Origin of the sequence: Hydrogenophaga sp. H7 (genome assembly GCF_002025745.1) — a bacterium.
Lineage (GTDB): Bacteria > Pseudomonadota > Gammaproteobacteria > Burkholderiales > Burkholderiaceae_C > Hydrogenophaga > Hydrogenophaga pseudoflava.
In genome coordinates this window covers 190,329-210,667 of sequence record NZ_MCIC01000012.1, presented here as the reverse complement: position 1 = coordinate 210,667, position 20,339 = coordinate 190,329, and the positions used below count along the sequence as shown (strand labels likewise).

Sequence of the window (20,339 nt, the reverse complement as noted above, 5' to 3'; positions counted from 1 at the left end):
TCAGAGCTGGTTGAGGGCCAGGCCCAGCCAGAACGAGGCGCGGCCGGAACGGGTCTGCCGCCAGAGGCCGCTGTGGCGTCCGGCCTGCATGCGTCCGATCAGATCGGGGCGGCGGCGCATGTCCTGGAACTTGCGCAGCACGTCCAGCGCCTTGGGCTGCAATTCATTGGCGATGTCGTTCATGGCCGCCTCCGTCTGGTCGCCCCAGGTGCGGTACTGCCCCTTGAACAGCATGCCCATGCGCAGCACCTTGTCCCAGGAGCGGCCCTGCGATCCGATCAGGTTGTCGGCATGCTGGCGGTAGAGCAGACAGGGCTCCGGATCGAAGTGCATCTGACCGCCGCAGCCGGTGACGACCTGGTATGCCGTCCAGTCGTGCAGGACCGAATGCTCGGGTTTGATCCGGCGCATCAGCCGCAGCAGCGGCTGGTTGAAAACCATGGTGTTGCCGCTGGCGACGTTCTGCAGCAGGGCGTTGCCGAAGCCCAGGGGGCGTTGTGGCAAGCGGCTCACGCCGATGGGCTCCAGTCGCTCGTTGACCAGGCGGGTGCGCGCCGCATACAGCGCCGGCTGGCCCGTGGTCGGCCGCAGGGCCCGCAGTGCCTCCACGGCGCGGGAGAGCTTTTCCGGTAGCCAGACGTCGTCCTGGTCGCTGAACGCGACAAGGTCGTGGCTGGAGGTGGGCTCGACGGCGCGCAGGAGGTGAAAGAAGTTGGCTGTGGAGCGCCGCCCGGGTCCCTTGATGACCCGGATGCGGTGGCCGCCATGTTCGTGCGAGAAGGCTTCGCACAGACGCACGGTGTCGTCTGTCGATCCGTCGTCGCTGACAGTCAGCGTCCAGTTGGGGTGGGTCTGGCCTGCAATCGACTCCAGCTGCTCACGGATGTACCTGCCACCCTGGTAGGACGCCAGCAGCACATGAACGCAGGGCGCGGCACCGGACGCTTCACTCATTCGGCGGTGCGACGCGTACCCAGCACCTCGTGCAGGATCGCGGTGAAGCGTTTTCCGAAGGTCTCGGTGGCGCACTGCTGCCTGAACACCCTGTGGCCGGCGGCCGCGATGCGATGGCGCAGCGGCTCGTCGTTCTTGAGGCGCAGGATGGCATCGGCCAGCGCCTGAGGATCGGCGGGGTTCACCAGCAGCACGCTTTCGCCGTCCTTGAGCAGCTCCTGAACGGGCTCGTTGCGGCTGGTGATCAGGGGTTTGCCCACGCCGATCGCCTCGACGACCTTGTTGGTCAGCACCAGCTTGGCGCGCTCGTTGTCGCCGAAGATTCCCAGGCACACATCGGCCCGGGACATCAGCTCGGCCAGCTTGGCGTATGGCACTGGGTCCAGAAACTTCACATGCGGCAGGCCAAGTTCGCGGGCCAGTTGCATGTCCTCTTCGTAGGTCAGGCCTTTGCCCACTATCTGGAACTTCACACCATGTGGTTCCAGCAGCTTGGCGGCCTTGAGGATGTGACGCACGCCATGGAACGGGATGTATTCGCCATGGAAGTGCACGAGGAACTCGCCATCGGCGGGCCGCAAAGGCCCCGGCTTGATCACGCTGTCGTCCACGGCCAGGAAGAGCCGGCGGAACTTGCTGGTCTCGGTGTGGATGGTGCGCCCGAAATGGCCGATGACGTGGTGGCTGTCCAGGATGGACAGCTTCGTCATCTTGTAGGACAGCCAGTCGCTGAGGCCATAGATGCGGGCCTTGAACGAGCCGGGGGCCGCCTTCTCCCGGTCGAACACCATCGTGTCGTACGTGGTGATGTACATGTCGAACAGGATGGGCTTCCAGGTCAGCAGCCGCACCAGCGGCGCGAGCAACTGGCCGTAGAAACCCACCACAACCGCATCACAGCGGGGGGCGTTCAGTAGGGTCTTGAGCAACAGGCCCGGGTAGTGCTTGAATGACTTGTTGGGCGGCAGGCATTCGATCACCTCAAAGCCGTTCTGGCGCATGGCGTTGAGCACGATGCGGGTGCGTGAGTAGGCGGCCTCCCGTCCGGCGACATACAGGATTTTCATCAAGGGCGGATCAGAAGCGGAGGTTGGCCTTGAACACCACGCTCTGTGTCTTGCGCACGTCCTGCAATTGGGCGCCGTAGGTGGCGCTGAACTGGAGGTGGCGAGCCACGTCCATGGTGGCCTGCAGACCCAGCTGCGTGCGCTCGACCTTGGACAGCGGGAAAATCTCGCGCTGCACGACGTTGGGAGAGCCCGACTCGCGCATCGACACGGTCACGGTGTCGCGCGACAGGCTGGAGGTGTGGTGCAGGCTGCCGCCGAAACGCAGCTTGCGCTGGCCGCTCAGGCTGATCGGGTCGGTCTGCAGGTCCACGCCGATGCCCGAGAGCCACTCGTTGACCCGGTTGGAGCTGAACAGCACGTCGGTGGTGTAGAGGGTGGAGGTCAGGGCCGGGTCGAGACTGTGCGACTGGTTGGTCAGCGACACCCAGGGCGTGACGCTGAAGAACTCGCCACGCATCGGGTAGCGCATCTTGTTCTCGAAGGACCAGGTGCTGCCGCTCTGGCGGTTTTCCAGCGTGCGCCGGACCAGACCGTCCTGTGCGTGGCTGGCAAACTTCAGGTCCAGGTGGGAGACCTGGCTGCTCATCACCCAGCCCGACACCGGCTTGTTCCAGTACAGCGACACGGCGTCGGAGGTGTACTGCTTGGAGTTGCGTTGCTCGGTGGTGGACAGGTACTTGGCCTGGTCCTGCTGGAACACGGCGATGCCCATGCGGCTGCTCTGGGCGTTGTCGGCCGATCCGACGCGCATGTCGAAGGCCAGGCCGGTCGGCGCAGAGCCTTGCGGCGTCTGGGCGAACGGCTGGAACACCCGGCTGTTGCGTGCGTTGAACTGGAAGGCATCGCCCTCCCGCAGGCCCAGCGGCAGCAGCCTGAAGCCAGGCTGCAGGGTCTTCTGTTCGGCCATGGACAGCACCAGCGTGCCGTTGTCGATGTCCTGGTTGATGCGCCCGGCCGAGTCGGCGCCGGCGCTCACACTGTTGGCCCAGTCCCAGCCGCGGGTCAGGTAGTGCTGGTAGACGCGGGTGATGATGTCCTGGCCCCGGTTGCCGAAGTGGGTGGCGTCGTGGTAGAGCGTGTCCACTGCCGAGCGGGAGGGGTTGGCCGTCGAGACGTTGTTGAAGCCGAACTTGCCGGGTTCGTTGAAGACGCGCTGGAACACGGTGTACATGTCCACCGCGATCACGTTGGGTGTGGCGTTGGCCACCGAAGCGATGTAGTTGTTCCAGCCGATCACCTGCTGGGAGGCCAGCGACGACACGCCCGGTCCGCGGCCCCAGTCGTGCAACTGGGTGACAAACAGCCGGCGGTTGTCGGCCGCGGCACCGGCCGCGATCAGGCGCGCCACGCCATCCGAATAGCCTTTTTTGGCATTGGTGAGGTTGTTGTCCGGCGAGCCGTTGCGACCCATGTCGTTGTGGCCCAGGTAGACCACGGTCAGATCCCGGTCGGCGATGGCGCTGCCACGGTTCTTCCAGTTGTCGATCTGCTTGTCGAAGGCGCGTGCTTCGCCGTAGCTGGCGCGTGCACCACCGATCGCATAGATGTCGGACTTCGTGACCGTGCCCCGGCCCTGCATCTGCGTGGCCCAGTTGATGGTGCCGATGGAGTTGGTGAAGTTCGGGTCGGAGTAACTGTCGCCGAACACCCGCATGGTGTTCACATGGACCTCACCCAGCGAGCTGCCACCGCTGCTGCTGTAGGGGTTGGCCACCGAAGGGGTGGAGCCGCCGGAGCTGGCGCAGCCGGTGATCAGGGCCGTGACTGCCAGGGTCATCGCCGACAGGGCATGGTGTGACTTCATGAAGGTTCTCCCCGAAAAGTGTCTGGTGGGTCAGTCGCTGCCGAACAGGTCGCGCGTGTAGACCTTGTCCTGCACATCGGCCAGTACTGGCGTGAGGCGGTTGGTGATGATCACGTCCGATTCCTTCTTGAAGGTCTCGAGGTCGTTGACCACCGGCGAGTGGAAGAACTCTTCTTCCTGCAAGGCGGGTTCGTAGATGATGACGCGGACGCCTTTGGCCTTGATCCGTTTCATGATGCCCTGGATGCTGGAGGACCGGAAGTTGTCCGAGCCCGCCTTCATGATCAGCCGGAACACGCCGACCGTCTTGGGCTTCTGCTTCAGGATGCTCTCTGCGATGAAGTCCTTGCGCGTGGTGTTGGACTGGACGATCGCCTGGATCAGGTTTTGCGGCACGTGCTGGTAGTTGGCCAGCATCTGCTTCGTGTCCTTGGGCAGGCAGTAGCCGCCGTAGCCGAAGGACGGGTTGTTGTAGTGGTTGCCGATGCGCGGATCGAGGCCGACGCCCTCGATGATCTGGCGCGAATCCAGGTTGTGCGCCGCGGCGTAGGTGTCCAGCTCGTTGAAATAGGCCACCCGCATGGCCAGGTAGGTGTTGGAGAACAGCTTGACCGCCTCGGCTTCGGTCGAATCGACGAACAGCACCGGAATGTCCTGCTTGCGAGCACCTTCCTTGAGCAGCCCGGCGAAGGTCTCAGCCCGCTCCGAACGCTCGCCCACGATGATGCGTGACGGGTACAGGTTGTCGTGCAGGGCCTTGCCTTCGCGCAGGAACTCGGGCGAGAAGAGCAGGTTCTGGCAGCCGGTCCGATCGCGCACCTGGGCGGTGTAACCGACAGGCACCGTGGACTTGATCACCATCACGGCCTGCGGGTTGATCTGCATCACGTCGCGGATCACCGCCTCGACCGACCGCGTGTTGAAGTAGTTGGTCTCGGGGTCGTAGTCGGTGGGCGTCGCAATGATGACGAAGCTGGCGCCTTCGTAGGCTTCGTGCTTGTCCAGCGTGGCGCGCAGGTTCAGCGGCTGGTGGGCCAGGAAGTCTTCGATGTCCGCGTCGACGATCGGACTCTTGCGCGCATTGATCAGCGCCACCTTCTCGGGAACGATGTCCAGAGCGACGACTTCGTGGTGCTGGGACAGCAGCACGGCGTTGGACAGCCCGACGTAGCCGGTGCCAGCAACCGCAATCTTCATGGGAAACCTTGTGAAAGAGCTAGGCCTAAAACCTTGGAATTTTGCCATAGGGGCCTCTGATACCCTTATGGGTTCCTTAGTTAGGCCAGGATTCCCAGCGCGAACGGAAGGCTGGCCATGCCCAGCAGCGTGGACAGGGTCACCAGACCAGCCACATAGGGCCCGTCGTAGCCCATCCTGGCCGCCAGCACATAGCAGCTGGAGGCCGTCGGCACGGCGGAGAACATCAGCAAGATGGTGGCCTGTGCCGGGTCGAGACGGAAGGCCATGGCCAGCCCGAAGGCGAGCAGCGGCATGCCCAGATGCTTGACGCACAACACCATCGCGCCGAGTCGCTTGGCCTTGGTCAGGCTGCCCAGACGCATACCCGCGCCAGCGGCCATCAAACCCAGGGCCAGCGAGGCCTGCCCGATGCGGTTGACCGTCGGTTCCAGCCAGGGCGGAACCGTGAAACCGAGCAAATTGGCGACGAGCCCGCTGGCGGTGGCGATGATCAGCGGGTTTCGCACCAGCTCGCGGGCGAGGCCCTTGTTGGCGCGGCGGGCCATCGGCCATACGGCGCCCACGTTGAACAATGGCACGCAGACGCCGATCAGCACCGCAATCATCAGCAGCCCCTGGGGGCCTGCGATCTTGTCGGCCAGTGCCAGGGCGATGAAGGAGTTGAACCGGAACCCCACCTGTGCGCTGGCGGCGTGCAACCGCGGGTCCAGCCGGCGCCCCAGCCAGGGCCAGTGAGGCAGCGAATAGGACAGCGCGATGCCACAGATGCCCAGCGCCAGGCCGGCCGCCATCAGGCTGGAGGCGGCACCCAGGTCCAGCGGGCTCTTGACGATCGAGTGGAAGAGCAGGACCGGGAACAGGAAGAAATACACCAGGCTTTCCAATGGCTCCCACACCGTCCGGTTCAGGGCAGTGAAGCGGCAGACCAGGTAGCCGCAGAGGATCAGCGAAAAGTCCGGAAAGAGCAGTTGGGCAAAGTTCACCGGGCGAGCATAGCGCCCGGACGTGCCTGCTTCCGGGGGTTTGTACTTATGTAGTCTCCCCATGGTCAACCGGGTGCAGCCTGTCTACAGTCCCGGGGGGCTGGCAGGGGTAATATGACCGTTGCTATTGTTTTGTGTACAACGAAGGAGAGATCGCATGTTTGCTCGCCGTTCCCTGATGGGGCTGGGTCTGGTTGCCATGTCGCTGGGTGCGACCGGAGTGGCCTGGGCGCAGGCCTACCCGACCAAGGTCATCCGCCTGCAGGTGCCGTTCGCACCAGGCGGTACGACCGACATCGTCGCGCGCGTCATGTCCGAGCCTCTGGCCAAGTCGCTGGGTCAGAGCGTGGTGGTCGAGAACAAGGCTGGTGGCGGCGGTGTGATCGGCGCCACCGAGCTGGCACGTGCCGCCGCCGACGGCTACATCATCGGCATGGCCACTGTGTCCACCACGGCGGCGAACCCGGCGATCAATCCCAAGATTCCGTACAACACGCTCACCGACTTCACCCCCATCACCAACATTGCCGCCACACCCAACGTGATCGCGGTGCACCCGAGCTTCCCGGCCAAGGACTACAAGGCCTTCATTGCCGAGCTCAAGAAGAGCCCCGGCAAATACAGCTATGCCAGCTCCGGCACCGGTGGCATCGGCCACCTCCAGACCGAGCTGTTCAAGAGCCTCGCGGGTGTGTTCATGACCCATATTCCCTACCGTGGCGCTGGTCCGGCCCTGAACGACACCGTGGGCGGCCAGGTGCCCATCATTTTTGACAACCTGCCGTCGGCCCTGCCGCACATCAAGGCTGGTCGCCTGGTGCCCATCGTGGTGGCCGCGCCGCAGCGCCTGCCGGTGCTGCCCGACGTGCCGACCTTCAAGGAAGTGGGGCTGGAGCCTGTGAACCGCATGGCCTACTACGGCCTCATCGGCCCCAAGGGCATGCCGAAGGACGTGGTGGACAAGCTCTACAACACCACCAAGACGGCCCTGACGGACCCGGCGGTCCGCAAGCGCATCGAGGACACCGGTTCGCTGATCGTGGCCAACACACCCGAGCAGTTCACGGCCCAGATCAAGGCCGAGTACGAGGTGTACAAGGAAGTCGTCACCAAGCAGAAGCTCTCGCTGGACTGATGGACCCCACGGCGCTCGCGCGCAGCGAAGAGAGCGCGGGCGCCTTTGTCGATGCCCTCTGGCTGGAGGAGGGCCTCTCGCGCAACACGCTCGACGCCTACCGGCGCGACCTCGTGCTGTTCGGCCAGTGGCTGGCGGCCCATGGCGCGCGTTCCCTGCCGCAGGCGGGCGAGGCCGACATCCATGCCTACTTCGCCAACCGCCACGCCGAGACCCGGGCGACCACCGCCAACCGGCGCCTCACGGTGTTCAAGCGCTATTTCCGCTGGGCACTGCGCGAGCGCCTCATCGACGCCGATCCGACTCTGCGGTTGACCGCGGCGCGTCAGCCGCTGCGCGTGCCCAAGACGCTGTCCGAAGCCCAGGTCGAGGCGCTGCTGAACGCACCCGACACCGCCACACCGCTTGGCCTGCGCGACCGCGCCATGCTGGAGCTGATGTACGCCAGCGGGCTGCGGGTGAGCGAGCTGGTGACGCTGCGCACCTTTCAGGTCGGCCACCAGGACCACGTGCTGCGGGTCACCGGCAAGGGCAACAAGGAGCGGCTGGTGCCGTTCGGGCAGATCGCGGGCGAGTGGCTGCAACGCTATCTGAAGGAGGGCCGCCCCGAGATCCTCGGTGGGCAGGCCAGCGAAGACCTGTTCGTCACCGCGCGCGGCAGCAAGGCCGGTGAGGCCATGAGCCGGGTGATGTTCTGGAACCTGGTCAAGCGCTACGCGCTGGCCGCCGGCATCACCTCGCCGCTGTCGCCCCACACGCTGCGCCACGCCTTCGCCACCCATCTGCTCAACCACGGCGCCGACCTGCGTGCCGTGCAGATGCTGCTGGGGCACGCCGACATTTCGACCACCACCATCTACACCCATGTCGCGCGCGAGCGGCTCAAATCGGTCGTGGCGCAGCACCATCCGCGCGGCTGAGGGGATGGTCCTGGGGGTATAACCCGGGTATGGATGGCTTCTTGCAAACCCCCGTGGCGCAGGCCGCGATGCTGGCGCTGGCCGGCGCGCTGGCGTTCTGGCTGAAAGACGTGCCCGGGCTGGTGGTGTCCTGGGGCAAGCGCTTTTTCATCTCCACACTCACCATCGACTCGCGCGACGAGTTCCTGTTTTCGGCGCTCGTGGAGTACATGGACACCCATCCCTCGCTGCGGCAGGTCAACCAGTTCACGGCCCGCAGCGTGCGCCAGGGCACGGAATACCAGAGCCTGGCCGAGGACCTGCGGGCCGGCCAGGCGCCCCGGGCCTATCTGTCGCCTGGCGAAGGCCTGCACATCCTCTGGATCGACGGCCGGCTGGTCTGGATCCGCCGCGAACTGCAGGTGACGCAAAGCGTGTTCGAGCGCATCAGCCTGTCGCACTTCGGTCGCTCCGGTGACTGGCTGTCGGCCTTCCTGCAGCGCGCCATCGACGCGCGCGCAAGCCGCGAGAGCGACACGCTCTCGGTCTATATCCCCAACCCGTTCCACGGCGGCGACTGGATGCGGGCACGGCTGGGCTCGCGCCGCCCGCTGTCGTCTGTGGTGCTCAAGGCCGGGCAGGCCGAGGCGCTGCTGGCCGACCTGCAATCGTTCTACGCTGCCCACGAGCGCTATGCGGAACTGGGCATTCCCTGGCGGCGCGGCTACCTGCTCTATGGGCCGCCGGGCACCGGCAAGACCTCGCTGGTCACGGCGCTGGCGTCCGAGCTGCACCTGAACGTCTGCACGCTCAGCCTGGCTTCGCCCATCGTGACCGACGAGAAGATCCACACCCTGCTGGCGGCGGTGCCGCAACGCTCGCTGCTGCTGATTGAGGACGTCGACGCCTTCTTCCGCCAGCGCGACGCGGCGCACGCCCAGGTGAGGCTGTCGTTCTCCGGTTTCCTCAATGCGCTGGACGGTGTGGCGACGCAGGAGGGCAATGTGCTGTTCATGACCACCAACCACGCCGAGCGTCTGGACGAGGCGCTGATCCGTGCCGGGCGCATCGACGAGCGGGTGGAACTGGGCGCCTGTGACGAAGAGCAGCTGCGGCGGCTCTACCTGAAGTTCGACCCGGACGAGGTGGCGGCGCTGGCGTTCGCCTCGAAGCACGCCCCGCAGGGCCTGTCGCCGGCGCAGGTGCAGGGCATGCTCATGCGCCGCTTTGGCGAAACATTTGGCAAGCCCCCACGCTCCGCCGTTGCGCGGGTCGCTGCCCCCCGAGGGGGCTGATCCGTCTTGGGGCGGCCCGGCGCCGGATCGTGTTTTCAGCTACTGGGGCGGTCGCTGCACCAGCTCCACCAGCAGCCCCTGCTCGGTGACCGTGATCTGTCCGGGCCGCAGGCCCAGCAAGTCGGCCATGGCGGCTTCCTTCTGTGGCAGCTGGTAGAGCACCACTTCGCGCAGCGACTGCTCGGCCAGAGCCGGGGCGTAGGTGTTGAGCAGGTCCACCGCCTCGGGCTGAAGGCCGGGGAACCGGAAGCGGTAGACCTTGAGCTGGTGGGCCCGCAGCGAGCGGTCGCTGTGTTCGTAGCGCAGCGCGAAGTCGACCGTGAACCTGCCTTGCTGGGTGCGGGCCAGTGCCGCGCCGGCGGCGGTCACCGGCATCTCGGCGCGCAGCCGGTTCTGCGCCGGCAGCAGGCCCAGGCGCGGTGCGCCGAGGTCCAGGTTCACCAGGCCGGCGACCGGGTAGCGCACCGGAAAGCGTTTGGCCACCTCGGTCTGCAGCAGGTCCTGCGGCACCGTGATGCGGGGCAGGGCGGGGGGCGGTTCGGCCGACGCGGCGCCGGTGGTCTGCGCCAGGCTGTGCCCGCACAGGCCCACCGTCACCAACGAAAGAAGCAGGCGGCGGCGCACGCGGACTCCGCTCAGCGGTAGAACACCTCGACCGGGCCCTTGAGCTGGATCAGCACAGGCTGGCCACGGCGGTCCACCGTCTTGCTCGACTGCACCTTGACCCAGCCTTCGCTGATGCAGTACTCGGCGACATCGAAGCGCTCCTTGCCGTTGAAGCGGATGCCGATGTCGTGTTCGAACACGGCGGCCACATGGTGGGGGCTGCGCGGGTCGATGCTCAGGTGGTCGGGGAGTTCGGGGCGGGCGGTGTCGGACATGGCGGCGGCGTGCGGGAATCGATAAAGCGCGATTGTCCCGCATCACGGCCGGCGTTCAGTCCTCCAGCACGCGCACCTTCACGCTTTTACCCTTGACCTTGGTGGTGGCCAGCCGGCTGGCCACCTGCTGCGCGATGGCGCGGTCCACCGCCACGTAGGTGGACCATTCGTTCACGTTGATCTTGCCCACCTGTTCCCGCGTGTAGCCCAGGTCGGCGGTGAGCGCACCCAGCACGTCACCGGGGCGGATCTTCTCCTTGCGCCCGCCCTGGATGTGCAGTGTTGCCATGGGGGGCTGCAGCGGCTCGGCGCTGGCGGGCACGAGTTCGCTCACCGGGTGCCATTCGGACTCGCGTTTCTGCAGCTGTTCGATGCGGCCCACGTAGCCCATCTCGTCCATGCTCACCAGGTTCAGCGCCAGACCGCTCTCACCCGCCCGGCCGGTGCGGCCGATGCGGTGGATGTGCACCTCGGGGTCGGGCGTCACATCCACGTTGATGACGGCGGCCAGGCTGGCGATGTCCAGCCCGCGCGCAGCCACGTCGGTGGCCACCAGCACGCTGCAGCTGCGGTTGGCAAAGCGCACCAGCACCTGGTCGCGCTCGCGCTGCTCCAGTTCACCGAACAGGGCCAGCGCGCTGAAGCCCTGGGCCTGCAGCACGGCCACCAGGTCGCGGCACTGGGCCTTGGTGTTGCAGAAGGCGATGGTGCTGGCCGGGCGGAAGTGCAGCAGCAGCTGGCCCACCACGTGCAGGCGCTCCTTGTCGCTCACCTCGTACCAGCGCTGTTCGATCTGCGCGCTGCTGTGCTGGGCCTGCACGGCAATCGTCTGCGGATCGCGCATGAACTGCGCCGCCAGCTTGGCGATGCCTTCAGGGTAGGTGGCCGAGAACAGCAGGGTCTGGCGCTCTTTGGGGCACTGCTTGGCGACTTTGACGATGTCGTCGAAGAAGCCCATGTCCAGCATGCGGTCGGCCTCGTCCAGCACCAGGGTGTTGAGCGCGTCCAGTTGCAGGCTGCCGCGTTCCAGGTGGTCCATGATGCGGCCCGGAGTACCCACCACGATGTGTGCACCGTGTTCCAGCGTCGCCAGCTGACCGCGCAGCGGCACGCCGCCGCAGAGCGTGACAACCTTGATGTTGTCCTCCGCGCGCGCCAGGCGCCGGATTTCGGTGGTCACCTGGTCGGCCAGCTCGCGCGTGGGGCAGAGCACCAGGGTCTGCACCGCGAAGCGCCGCGGGTTCAGGTTGGCCAGCAGGGCCAGGGCGAAGGCGGCGGTCTTGCCGCTGCCGGTTTGGGCCTGGGCGATGAGGTCCTTGCCGAGCAGCGCAGGGGGCAGGCAGGCCGCCTGGATCGGCGTCATGCGCAGGTAGCCCAGTTGCTCCAGGTTGGCCAGGGTGGCGGGTGAGAGCGGAAGCTGGCTGAAACCGGCGTCGGAGGATGCGGCGGGGGAGGCGGAGGTCATCCGCGATTATCCGCACATGCCGGCTGCTGGGTGTTCAGGCGCTCAGGGTGAAGTGGAAGGCCGCCCCCAGCCCGGGCTCGGAAAACGCCCAAACGCGACCGCCGTGGCGCATGACGATGCGCTGCACGATGGTCAGCCCGATGCCGGTGCCGGTGTATTCATCCTCCCGGTGCAGGCGCTGGAAGGGGCCGAACAGGCGGTCGGCCGAGGCCATGTCGAAGCCGCAGCCGTTGTCGCGCACGAAGAACACCGTTTCCCCGCCGAGCGTCTTGGCACCGACGTCGATGCGCGTGATCTTGCTGTGGGCGCTGAACTTCCAGGCGTTGCGCATCAGGTTGTCGAGCAGGGCGCGCACCAGCGTCGGGTCCGCCATGGCCTCGAGCTTGGGTGAAATCCGGATCTCGGCGACACGTTGCGGCTCGGACTCCATCAGCTGGCTGGCGATCTCGCCGGCGATGCCGCTGATGTCGACCAACCGCAGCTGCATGGGCACCTGGTTCAGGCGGGCCATGTGCAGCAGGGCGTCGATCAGCGCCCTCATGCGCTGGCCGGTGGCGGCAATCCGCTGGACCAGGTCGATCCCGTCCTGGTCGAAGCGGGTCGGCTGTGTCTGCAGCAGCATTTCGCTCAGGCCGATGATGGCGCGCACCGGCGCTCGCAGATCGTGCGCCACCGAATAGCTGAACGCCTCCAGCTCCTTGAGACTCTGGTGGAGCTGATCGGTGCGCGCAGTGACCAGATGCTCCAGGCTCTCGTTCAGGGTCTTGAGCCGCAGTTCGCTCTGCTTGCGCTCCGACACGTCCTGCACCACCCCGGTCACGCGGTGGTCGGAGACGTGGCCGGCGTCGATCTTGATCCACCGGGGCGTGCCGCCTTCTGCGAGCACACGGAACTCTTCGCTGAAATGCCTGAGGTCTTTCAGGCAGTGGTGGAGTTTGGCCGCGATGGCGTCACGCTCGGTGGCGTCCACGCGCGCGAGCAGGTCGGGCAGTGTCAGCGGCTGGTCGTGTGGCCAGCCGATCAGGTCGGCGGTGCGGGGCGACGGGGTGATGGTGGTGGTGGTCTTGTCCAGCTCCATGACCCCCAGGCTGGCGGCATCGAGTGCCTGCTGCAGCAGGCGTCGGCTGTCGTTCAGCTCGTTCTCCAGTCGCTGGCGCTCGAACGCCATCTGGATGGTGGCGTGCAGCTCGCGCTCCGAAAAGGGCTTGAGCAGGTAGCCGTAAGGTCGTGTTCTGCGGGCACGCTCCAGGGTCGAGTCCTCGGAGTAGGCCGTCAGGTAGATCACCGGGACAGCGTGCGTCTCGCGCAGCTTCGCGGCCACCTCGATGCCGTCCATGTCGCCCTGGATGTGGATGTCCATCAGCACCAGGTCGGGCCGCATCTGCGACACCAGGTCAATGCTCTCCTGGCCCGAGACCGCGATGGCGGGCACGTCGTACCCCAGCATCGACAGGCGCTGCTGCAAGTTGAAGGCCACGATGCTTTCGTCTTCCACCACGAGGATGCGGGCGGGCTGGTTCATGGCGGGCCTCCGGGATGGATGTGGACGGTGAACCGGGTGGGGTCGGCGCGCTGCACCTCCAGCGTGCCCTGCAACTGGCGTGTCAGCAGCCGCACGAGCTGCAGGCCCAGCGAACCGGTTCGCTCCAGATTCTGATCCTCCGGGATGGCGACGCCGTCGTTGCTGATGGAGAGACTGACACTGCCATCCTCTGCCTGCTCCAGCACCACCTGGATGGTGCCGCGCCGCTGGCCGGGAAACCCGTGCTTGAGCGCGTTGCTCACCAGCTCGTTGACGATCAGGCCACAGGGTATCGCCTCGTTGATCGGCAGCTTGACGTGGGTCGACTCGATGTTGATCGCAACATGACCCGCCACCATGCCGTAGGAGTCCATCAGGCTGGGCAGCAGCTCGCCCAGGAACTGCTGGAAATCGACCCGGGCAAAGTCGTGCGACTGGTACAGCGTCTGGTGGATCATCGACATCGAGCGGATGCGGTTCTGGCTGTCGCGCAGCATGGCCACCAGATCCGGGTCGCCGATCTTGAGCATTTGCAGGTCGAGCAGGCTGTGGATCACCTGCAGGTTGTTCTTGACCCGGTGGTGCACCTCTTCGAGCAGCAGCTCCTTCTCGCGCAGTGCGTCGCTGATGCGGCGTTCGTTCTGCTTGCGCTCGCTCAGGTCCAGGATCACCGACAGGATCATCGGGCCCTCACCGGTGTCCACCGGGTTGATGCCGATCTCCACCGGGAACTCGCTGCCGTCCTTGCGCAGTCCGCTCAGATCGCGCCCGGCGCCCATCGGTCTCGCGGTGGCCTCGGTCTGGAAGCCGCGCCGGTACCCGGGGTGTGCGTGCCGGTAGCGTTCTGGCACCAGCATTTCCACCGGCTGTCCCAGCATCTCTTCGCTCGTATAGCCGAAGGTGGCCTCGGCGAGCCGGTTCACGCGGGTGATCATGCCTTGCTGCGTGACCACGACCATGGCCACCGGAATGCGGTCAAACGCCTGTCCGAGGTATTCGTCCAGCTGGATGTTTCGTGTGCTCATGGCCAACGTGCGGGAGTGATGCCAGGTGGTGGCCCAGCATAAAGGGGAATGGACCCCGCTGCGCGTGAAAAAACCGCCCGGGCGCGAGTCGCGCCCCTTGCTTGATACAAACGAATTCGTTTTCGGCTCAGGCGCTGAGCAGATAGTCCAGTTCGGCCTGGCTGAAACCCGCCGCCCGGCGCGCCTCGTCGTTGAAGGGCGGGCGCAGCCGGGGCGCCGTGTGCACGCGCGCCAGGTGCCGGTAGTGCGACAGCGGCTCCAGGCCCTGCCGTTCGCACAGCCAGCCATACCAGCGGTTGCCGATGGCCACATGCCCGACCTCGTCGCGCAGGATGATGTCCAGGATGTCCACGGCGCGCAGAGCCGCCGGGGTGTCCACCTTGCGCAGCCGGGCCTGGATCAGCGGCGTAGCGTCCAGCCCGCGCGCTTCCAGCGTGCGCGGCACCAGGGCCATGCGCGCGGTGATGTCGTGCTGCGTCTTCACGCACATTTCCCACAGGCCGTTGTGAGCGGGAAAGTCGCCGTAGTCGTGGCCCAGGCTCTGCAGGTGATCGCGCAGCAGCCCGAAGTGGTTGGCCTCTTCATCGGCCACGAGCAGCCAGTCGCGGTAGAAGTCGGCGGGCATGCCGGGGAAGCGCCAGACCGCGTCGAGCGCCAGATTGATGGCATTGAACTCGATGTGGCAGACCGCGTGCAGCAGGGCGGCCAGGCCTTCGGGCGTGAACGGCGAGCGCTGCGCCACCGCCATGGGCGGCACCAGCGCCGGCTGTTCCGGGCGGCCGGGCAAGACCCGGTCATCGGGCTCATGGATGGACTTTGCTGGCGCCAGTGCCGCTTCACGCGCGGACTCGTCGGGCAATGCCAGCAAGCGCTGCCACAGCGCGTGGGCCGCCTGCGCCTTGGCCTGCGGGTCCGGCAGGCACAGGGCGTCGAGCGCCGCCTCGCGCAGGCTGGGTTCGGTGCTGGGGACGGTGGGCATCCCTACAATTCTAGGTTTGCCCCGCAGCCCACAGGAGACCTTCGCATGGCGATCTATGAACTCGATGGCACCCGCCCGCAGTTGGCCGAATCGGCCTGGGTGGCCGAGAACGCGCAGGTGATCGGCGACGTCCAGCTCGCGCCCGGCAGCAGCGTGTGGTTCGGCGCCACGCTGCGCGGCGACACCGAGCCCATCGTGGTGGGCGAAGGCAGCAACATCCAGGATGGCTCGGTGCTGCACACCGACAAGAACCTGCCGCTGACCATCGGTCGCCACGTCACCGTGGGCCACCAGGTCATGCTGCACGGTTGCACCATCGGCGACGAGTCGCTGATCGGCATCGGCGCCATCGTGCTCAACGGCGCGAAGATCGGCAAAAACTGCCTGGTCGGTGCGGGTGCGCTGGTCACCGAAGGCAAGGAGTTCCCCGACGGCTCCATGATCATCGGCAGTCCGGCCAAGGCCATGCGCCAGCTCACGCCCGAGCAGATCGAGGGCTTGCGCCGCAGTGCCTTGCACTACATGGAGAACGCCGAGCGCTACCGCCAGGGCTTGAAAATAATCGGCTGACCCCGATCTGCCAACGTTCTTTTTCTGAAAGCACAGAGTGTCCGAACTCCACAAATTCCTGTTTGAAGGCCTGCCGGTGCGCGGCATGCTGGTGCGCCTGACCGACAGCTGGCAGGAAATCCTCCGCCGTCGCCAGCAAGCCGGTGGCTACCCCGAAGCCGTGACCGAGCTGCTGGGCGAAATGGCGGCAGCGGCCACGCTGATGCAGGCCAACATCAAGTTCAATGGCGCGCTGATCCTGCAGGTGCAGGGCGATGGTCCGGTCAAGCTGGCCGTGGCCGAGGTGCAGCCCGACCTGGCCCTGCGCGCCACCGCCACCGTGACTGGCGAGGTGGCGGCCGAGGCGCCGCTGTCGCACATGGTCAATGTGAACAATCTCGGCCGCTGCGCCATCACGCTCGACCCCAAGGACCGTCTGCCGGGCCAGCAGCCCTACCAGGGCGTGGTGCCGCTGTTCGGCGACCGCCACGAGAAGCTGGAAAGGCTCAGCGAGGTGATTGAGCACTACATGCTGCAGAGCGAGCAGCTCGACACGCGCCTGGTGCTGGCCGCCAACGACCAGGTCGCGGCGGGTCTGCTGATCCAGCGCCTGCCGCTGCAGGGCGAGTCCAACCTGGCTGGCGCGGGCGCGGTGGCGCGCGACGAAGACCAGATCGGCCGCAACGAGGACTACAACCGCATCGCCATCCTGGCCGCCAGCCTCAAGCGCGAGGAACTGCTGACCCTGGATGCCGACACCATCCTGCACCGCCTGTTCTGGGAAGAGGACGTGCGCCGCTTCGAGCCGCAGACCGGCGCCGACGGTCCGCGTTTTGCCTGCACCTGCTCGCGCGAGCGCGTGGCGGGCATGCTCAAGTCGCTGGGGCGCGAGGAGGTCGAGTCCATCATCGCCGAGCAGGGGCAGGTGGAGGTGGGCTGCGACTTCTGCGGCGCCCAGTACCACTTCGATCCGGTCGACGCCGCGCAGGTGTTCCTGCAGGCGGCGGCCCAGCCGCCCGTCGCGGGCGGCACGCACTGAGCCCTTACTTCAGGACTTCGAGCACATCGTGGCAGGCGCCCATGGTGTGGTAGTCGACCTTGCCTGCCGGGCTCTTTTCGTCCGAGTACTTGCGGTTGTCGGCCGTCAGGATGCGCCACCAGGCGCCGTGCTCGTGGTCCACGAACTGGCGCCATGAGTAGGCCCAGAGGTGCTCGTAGGCCGCCCAGTAGCGCGGCTCGCCGGTGACGGTGGCCAGCCGCGCCGCGGCGGCCAGCGACTCGGCCTGGACCCAGAAGTACTTGTCGCTGTCGCAGATGCTGCCGTCGGGCGCGAAGCCGTAGTACAGGCCGCCGTGTTCGCCGTCCCAGGCCTTGTGCATCGCGGTGTCGAAGAAATGGCGGGCGCGGTCGATCAGGGCCGCATCAGGGCGGCGCTCGTGCAGCTGCAGCAGCAGCTTGGTCCATTCGGTCAGGTGGCCGGGCTGGAAGCCCCAGGGCCGGAAGATGTTGGTCTTGTCGTCCTTGTTGTAGTCCCAGTCCACCGACCAGTCGGCCTTGTAGTGTTCCCACACCAGCCCGTCGGCCAGACCCGCCTGTCGCACGGTGATGTGTTCGGCCAGCAGCGCGGCGCGGTCCAGGTAGCGCGCCTCGCCGGTGGCGTCATAAGCCGCCAGCAGGGCCTCGCACAGGTGCATGTTGGCGTTCTGCCCGCGGTAGGGCAGCACGCGCCAGTCGGCCGTGGCTTCGTCGGCGTACAGACCGTGGGCCGGCTCCCAGAAACGCTGCTCCAGCAGGTCGTAGGTCTGCGCGATGCCGGCTTGTGCGCCGGTCACGCCGGCCATGTGCGCGTGGGCGTGGGCCAGCAGCACGAAGGCCAGGCCATAGGCGTGGTTGGTGGCGTCCTGCACGCGGGCCTGGCCGTCCCGCCAGTCGAGCAGCCATGCGTAGCCGCCGGTGTCCGGGTTGCGGTGCACCGGCAGGAAGTCGAAGGCCTGCTGCAGCGCGATGCGCACCTTTTCTCCACCGAGTCCGCGGCGCGCGGCCATGGCCAGTGTGACCACGTAGCGCGTGCTGCTCACCAGGTGCCGGGTGTGGGCGTCGTAGACGCTGCCGTCGTCGCGCAGGAAATGGAACAGCCCGCCGTTGGGGTCGATGGCGCGCGGCAGGTAGAACGACAGCGTGTCTTCGATGTGCCCGCGCAGGAAGGCTGGCGAACGGAAGTCGGGCAGGGGTGTTGCAGGAATCATGGGCGTGCGTCTCCAGTGTGGTTGCGTGCCAGCAGGCCGCTGAACAGCCGGTGCTCGCAGGCCGGGTCGCTGCATTTGTCGCAGCTCCAGGCGCGGCGGCCGCTGGTCAGGGACGGTTCGGTGGCGGTGAGGTCCTGCCCCAGGCAGCGGCCGATGGCGCGCAGGGCTTGTTCGGTTCGGGCCTGTCCGAGGCCGTGGATGGTCTGGAAGGCCAGTCCCGCGGCCTGCAGTTCGCGCCGGATCGCTGCGTCCACCGCATCGCGCACGGTGGGGCTGTCGCGGAAGAACCCATCGGCGACCCAGGGCAGGTCCAGACCCATGAGCAGGGTCAGGTTCACGCGGCGCTGCCAGGCCAGGGCCTCGTGCCAGAGCGAGTGGTCCTTGAAATAGAGCTCGCTGTAGGCCGCGATCACGAGCGGAGAGGTGTCGGCGACGACGATGTCCACCCCATGCAGGGAAGCCATCTCGTCGGTGAGGCGGGCCTGCTCGCGGGCCACGGCGGCCTGCTCGTGCGCGTGGGGCGCACGGCCCTGCTGTTCGCACCAGTGGCGCAGGTGCTCGGGCACCAGCTCGGCGGTCAGACCCGTTTCCGCGAGGTGCCCGCACAAGGCACGGGCCAGGGAGGTCTTGCCGGTGGATTCGCCGCCGAGCAGCGTGACCACAAGTGCCACGGTGCGGCTCAGGGCTTCTTGTGGGCGATCTGCACGAAGATCTCGTTGGGCCGGACCATGCCCAGATCGTTGCGGGCCAGTTCTTCGACCATGCCCAAGCCTTCTTCGAGGTCGCGCACCTCGTTGGCCAGCCGCTCGTTGCGCTGCCGCGCTTCCTGGTTGACCGACTCCAGCGCGGCCAGTTCGGTCTTCATGCGAGAGACCTTGGGCACGCTGCCCCGGCCGAACCACAGCTGCGCGTGCAACACGAGCAGCAGCGTGATCAGCAGGCCGGGGACGATGCGATGTGCCATTGGACTGGATGGGTTGGTCTGGCGACCCTGGAGCCGCCAGTCCTGATCACTTCAGGTTGTAGAAGGCCGCACGACCGGGGTACACGGCCACGTCGCCCAGGTCTTCCTCGATGCGCAGCAGCTGGTTGTACTTGGCCATTCGGTCCGAGCGCGACAGCGAACCGGTCTTGATCTGGCCGGCGTTGGTGCCCACCGCGATGTCGGAGATGGTGCTGTCTTCGGTTTCACCCGAGCGGTGGCTGATGACGGCGGTGTAACCGGCACGCTTGGCCATCTCGATGGCGGCGAAGGTCTCGGTCAGGGTGCCGATCTGGTTGATCTTGATCAGGATCGAGTTGGCGATGCCTTTCTCGATGCCTTCTTTCAGGATCTTGGTGTTGGTGACGTACAGGTCATCGCCCACCAGCTGGACCTTCTGGCCCAGGCGCTCGGTCAGATGCTTCCAGCCATCCCAGTCGCCTTCGGCCATGCCGTCCTCGATGGAGACGATGGGGTACTTGTCGACCCAGGTGGCCAGCATGTCGGTCCACTGCTCGGCGGTGAGTTGGATGCCGCCTTCGCCTTCGAGCACGTACTTGCCGTCCTTGTAGAACTCGCTGGCGGCGCAGTCCAGGCCCAGGGCGATCTGTTCACCGGCGGTGTAGCCGGCCTTGTCGATGGCCTGCAGGATCAGCTGCAGCGCGGCTTCGTGGTTCTCGACCGAGGGGGCAAACCCGCCTTCGTCGCCCACGGCGGTGCTGATGTGCTTGTCGTGCAGGATGGCCTTGAGGGCGTGGAACACCTCGGCGCCCCAGCGCAGGGCTTCGCGGAAGCTCGGGGCGCCCACGGGGATGATCATCAGCTCTTGAAGGTCGAGCGAGTTGTTGGCGTGTGCGCCGCCGTTGATGATGTTCATCATGGGCACGGGCATCTGCACCGCGCTCATGCCGCCGAAGTAGCGGTACAGCGGCAGGCCGGCTTCTTCAGCCGCAGCGCGGGCCACGGCCATCGACACGGCCAGCATGGCGTTGGCGCCCAGGCGGCCCTTGTTCTCGGTGCCGTCCAGGTCGATCAAGGTCTTGTCCAGGAAGGCCTGCTCGGAGGCGTCCAGTCCCAGCACGGCTTCGCTGATCTCGGTGTTGATGTTCTCGACGGCCTTGAGCACGCCCTTGCCGAGGTAGCGCTTCTTGTCGCCGTCGCGCAGCTCGATGGCCTCGCGCGAGCCGGTGGAGGCGCCCGACGGCACGGCCGCACGACCCATCACACCCGATTCCAGCAGCACGTCGCATTCGACGGTGGGGTTGCCACGGCTGTCCAGGACTTCGCGGCCGACGATATCAACGATTGCACTCATGGTTTCTACCTTTGGAACAAGTCAAAAAAGAAATC

Annotated in this window: 20 protein-coding genes; 5 read left to right on the top strand and 15 right to left on the bottom strand. The window is 66.5% G+C overall.

The annotated features are described in order from the left end of the window. The 5 genes from BC358_RS07505 to BC358_RS07485 all read right to left on the bottom strand — a co-directional run bounded on the left by BC358_RS07505 (position 1) and on the right by BC358_RS07485 (position 6,011). A complete protein-coding gene (locus BC358_RS07505) occupies positions 1 to 954 on the bottom strand; it encodes a glycosyltransferase family 2 protein (RefSeq protein WP_079365329.1) in 954 nt (317 codons plus the stop codon). Continuing rightward, on the bottom strand, positions 951 to 2,021 hold the full coding sequence (locus BC358_RS07500; RefSeq protein ID WP_079365328.1) for a glycosyltransferase: 1,071 nt from the start codon (positions 2,019 to 2,021) through the stop codon (positions 951 to 953). Before BC358_RS07500 ends, BC358_RS07505 begins: the two co-directional genes overlap by 4 nt. Before the next feature lie 10 nt (positions 2,022 to 2,031). After that, positions 2,032 to 3,828: an SGNH/GDSL hydrolase family protein gene (locus BC358_RS07495; protein ID WP_079365327.1), complete on the bottom strand. Its 1,797-nt coding sequence runs from the start codon at positions 3,826 to 3,828 to the stop codon at positions 2,032 to 2,034. A gap of 30 nt (positions 3,829 to 3,858) precedes the next feature. Then, positions 3,859 to 5,025: a nucleotide sugar dehydrogenase gene (locus tag BC358_RS07490; RefSeq protein WP_079365326.1), complete on the bottom strand. Its 1,167-nt coding sequence runs from the start codon at positions 5,023 to 5,025 to the stop codon at positions 3,859 to 3,861. A gap of 80 nt (positions 5,026 to 5,105) precedes the next feature. Next, positions 5,106 to 6,011, bottom strand: a complete 906-nt coding sequence (locus BC358_RS07485; RefSeq protein ID WP_079365325.1) for an AEC family transporter — start codon at positions 6,009 to 6,011, stop codon at positions 5,106 to 5,108. Positions 6,012 to 6,168: 157 nt separating this feature from the next. On the opposite strand from BC358_RS07485, the gene BC358_RS07480 reads away from it, so the two are divergent. From BC358_RS07480 to BC358_RS07470, 3 genes are read left to right on the top strand one after another with little or no spacing between them, the layout of a single operon-like run. Next, the gene (locus tag BC358_RS07480) at positions 6,169 to 7,146 is read left to right on the top strand and encodes a tripartite tricarboxylate transporter substrate binding protein BugE (protein WP_079365324.1); all 978 of its coding nucleotides are present in this window, start codon (positions 6,169 to 6,171) and stop codon (positions 7,144 to 7,146) included. Next, on the top strand, positions 7,146 to 8,066 hold the full coding sequence (gene xerD, locus BC358_RS07475; protein WP_066155489.1) for a site-specific tyrosine recombinase XerD: 921 nt from the start codon (positions 7,146 to 7,148) through the stop codon (positions 8,064 to 8,066). The genes BC358_RS07480 and xerD overlap by 1 nt, the downstream gene beginning before the upstream one ends. 41 nt (positions 8,067 to 8,107) lie before the next feature. Next, entirely contained in the window at positions 8,108 to 9,340 is a 1,233-nt protein-coding gene (locus BC358_RS07470) for an AAA family ATPase (protein ID WP_179130028.1), read from the top strand. Between the two features lie 39 nt (positions 9,341 to 9,379). Here BC358_RS07470 and BC358_RS07465 read toward each other — a convergent pair whose 3' ends face one another. From BC358_RS07465 to BC358_RS07440, 6 genes are all read right to left on the bottom strand, one after another. Next, a complete protein-coding gene (locus tag BC358_RS07465) occupies positions 9,380 to 9,964 on the bottom strand; it encodes a DUF1439 domain-containing protein (protein ID WP_143434216.1) in 585 nt (194 codons plus the stop codon). Positions 9,965 to 9,975: 11 nt separating this feature from the next. Next, positions 9,976 to 10,221 carry a DUF3297 family protein gene (locus tag BC358_RS07460; protein ID WP_066155501.1) on the bottom strand — a complete coding sequence of 82 codons (246 nt, stop codon included), beginning with the start codon at positions 10,219 to 10,221 and terminating at the stop codon, positions 9,976 to 9,978. 55 nt (positions 10,222 to 10,276) lie between these two features. Next, positions 10,277 to 11,686, bottom strand: a complete 1,410-nt coding sequence (dbpA, locus tag BC358_RS07455; RefSeq protein WP_066155503.1) for an ATP-dependent RNA helicase DbpA — start codon at positions 11,684 to 11,686, stop codon at positions 10,277 to 10,279. 34 nt (positions 11,687 to 11,720) lie between these two features. After that, complete coding sequence (locus tag BC358_RS07450; protein WP_079365322.1) at positions 11,721 to 13,208, bottom strand: response regulator; 1,488 nt, start codon at positions 13,206 to 13,208, stop codon at positions 11,721 to 11,723. Then, positions 13,205 to 14,233 carry a sensor histidine kinase gene (locus BC358_RS07445; RefSeq protein ID WP_079365321.1) on the bottom strand — a complete coding sequence of 343 codons (1,029 nt, stop codon included), beginning with the start codon at positions 14,231 to 14,233 and terminating at the stop codon, positions 13,205 to 13,207. The genes BC358_RS07450 and BC358_RS07445 overlap by 4 nt, the downstream gene beginning before the upstream one ends. A gap of 127 nt (positions 14,234 to 14,360) precedes the next feature. After that, entirely contained in the window at positions 14,361 to 15,212 is an 852-nt protein-coding gene (locus BC358_RS07440) for a ferritin-like domain-containing protein (RefSeq protein WP_079365320.1), read from the bottom strand. A 45-nt stretch (positions 15,213 to 15,257) separates the two neighbouring features. Here BC358_RS07440 and BC358_RS07435 point away from each other — a divergent pair, with 45 nt between their 5' ends. Together BC358_RS07435 and BC358_RS07430 are read left to right on the top strand one after the other, a co-directional pair. Continuing rightward, a complete protein-coding gene (locus BC358_RS07435) occupies positions 15,258 to 15,782 on the top strand; it encodes a gamma carbonic anhydrase family protein (protein WP_079365319.1) in 525 nt (174 codons plus the stop codon). A 37-nt stretch (positions 15,783 to 15,819) separates the two neighbouring features. After that, positions 15,820 to 16,800: an Hsp33 family molecular chaperone HslO gene (locus BC358_RS07430; RefSeq protein WP_079365318.1), complete on the top strand. Its 981-nt coding sequence runs from the start codon at positions 15,820 to 15,822 to the stop codon at positions 16,798 to 16,800. Positions 16,801 to 16,804: 4 nt separating this feature from the next. On the opposite strand, the gene BC358_RS07425 is transcribed toward BC358_RS07430, so the two are convergent. From BC358_RS07425 to eno, 4 genes are read right to left on the bottom strand one after another with little or no spacing between them, the layout of a single operon-like run. Then, complete coding sequence (locus BC358_RS07425) at positions 16,805 to 18,007, bottom strand: AGE family epimerase/isomerase (RefSeq protein ID WP_079365317.1); 1,203 nt, start codon at positions 18,005 to 18,007, stop codon at positions 16,805 to 16,807. After that, the gene (locus BC358_RS07420; protein ID WP_079365316.1) at positions 18,004 to 18,678 is read right to left on the bottom strand and encodes an AAA family ATPase; all 675 of its coding nucleotides are present in this window, start codon (positions 18,676 to 18,678) and stop codon (positions 18,004 to 18,006) included. Before BC358_RS07420 ends, BC358_RS07425 begins: the two co-directional genes overlap by 4 nt. Positions 18,679 to 18,686: 8 nt before the next feature. Next, on the bottom strand, positions 18,687 to 18,971 hold the full coding sequence (locus BC358_RS07415) for a septum formation initiator family protein (protein WP_079365315.1): 285 nt from the start codon (positions 18,969 to 18,971) through the stop codon (positions 18,687 to 18,689). Between the two features lie 46 nt (positions 18,972 to 19,017). Then, positions 19,018 to 20,304 (bottom strand): phosphopyruvate hydratase, encoded by a 1,287-nt coding sequence (gene eno, locus BC358_RS07410; protein ID WP_079365314.1) that lies wholly within the window; start codon positions 20,302 to 20,304, stop codon positions 19,018 to 19,020. Between the last annotated feature and the right edge of the window lie 35 nt (positions 20,305 to 20,339).